Raw genomic sequence first — 1,410 nt, 5'->3', positions numbered from 1 at the left:
GCAGGAGCTCGGCATCACCGCCGACTCCGTCAACCGCTACCGGCGCGGCGCCCGCAAGAACCCGCCCAAGGACATCGCCGCGAAGATCGACAACGCCGTCCGCTCCCGCTGGCAGCCCCAGGTGCGCAAGCGCCGGCGCCAGCAGGCCGCCGTCACCGGGGTCACGGTGGAGACCCGGGCCCGGTTCGGCTACGAGTCGTCCGCCGGATCCACCGACGACGGCCGCTTTCGCCGCCTCACCGTCCGTCTCCCTGCCGCGTACGCGCAGCGCCTGTTCGACGCCCGCGACACAGGGGCCAGCGACCAGGACATGCGTGGGATCATCGCCGAAGGGTTTAAGGAAGTCTATTTCCAGGACGGCGGCGGCCGCGCCATGGGACTCTCGGACGTAACCCTGAATGACATCGATTACCTGGATCTGGATTTCTGAATAGGAACGAAATCATGACCGCTGAATTCCCGCTGTGACTCAGCGCTTCAGTTGGCGAATGCGCGCGACACTTGGCGAGCTGAGCGTTCACCGTCGTGGCTGGCATGTGTGACTCAGCAGGCCAACTGTCGTGTCAGCATGCAATCTGTCGTCCAGGGCGGGCTATGACCCGCAATGATCACTTGCACGTTCGGCGAGGTGCCATACTGCGCGCGTGGTGGAGAACACAAGTACAGATGACACCGCCGGCGCGCAAGTTTTGGAGTCCCTCCTGGAGGCTCTCGCCGCGTGGCCGGACCTCGGAGTCAGGGCGCGCGTCAGCATCGAGCAGTGGAGCGGCCTGACTGCGGACGAAGCGAGGGCTTACCAAGATGTCGGCATCTCCGCCGTCCGAAGCGTTGACGGCGGACGGGCAGTCTCTGACCAGGTCCGTGCGCTCGGGAGGATGCGCTACGAGCCGTCCGTCTCGACATTGATCGGGTTGTGGGAGCAGTGCCCGGTCCATCCGGTTGCGGTGGCTGCTGCCCACGCACTGTTCGAGATCGGGACCGCCGGGGCCCGCGACACGCTGCGCAAGGGGATCCACGACCACGAGCACCTCGGCCAGTTCATGGCCCTGAAGGTCATGTTCACCGACGAGGGGACGGCCTGGGGCAACGTCAGCCACCTGTTCGCCGACGAGTGCCTGACTGCTGCACCCGGTCAGATCGCCGCCATTCAGGCTCTCGCCTTCCTGTCGCCACAATCGTTCTCCCAGTCCGGTCCTGAATGGCACTCCGATGATCTCCGCGACCTGGTGTCCCGGGACCGCCGCTGGCTCGACCTCTGCGTCGGCCTCCGTGACCACGAAGTCCTGGGCGGGCAGGCCCGCGAGGTGCTCAAGTATGCCGATCCTGCCGTCACCGGCCCGGCCCTGGACGCGGCCGCAACGGTGCGCACGACGCAGTCTCGGCCTGCCCGCCAGCAGTGGCGGGCGGGGG

2 protein-coding genes are annotated in these 1,410 nt (G+C 67.0%); both read left to right on the top strand.

Translation table 11 applies throughout. The features are described 5' to 3' along the window. Positions 1 to 430 (top strand): telomere-protecting terminal protein Tpg (tpg, locus tag O3W51_RS48075; RefSeq protein WP_269290420.1); only part of this gene is annotated, 430 nt, incomplete at its 5' end. A 445-nt stretch (positions 431 to 875) separates the two neighbouring features. Beyond that, positions 876 to 1,410 (top strand): hypothetical protein (locus O3W51_RS48070; RefSeq protein ID WP_269290419.1); only part of this gene is annotated, 535 nt, incomplete at its 3' end.

The sequence above is a fragment of the Streptomyces sp. H39-C1 genome (genome assembly GCF_027158125.1).
Taxonomy (GTDB): Bacteria; Actinomycetota; Actinomycetes; order Streptomycetales; family Streptomycetaceae; genus Actinacidiphila; species Actinacidiphila fildesensis.
The sequence above is the reverse complement of the archived record's forward strand: the minus strand, read 5'-3'. Positions and strand labels throughout refer to the sequence as shown.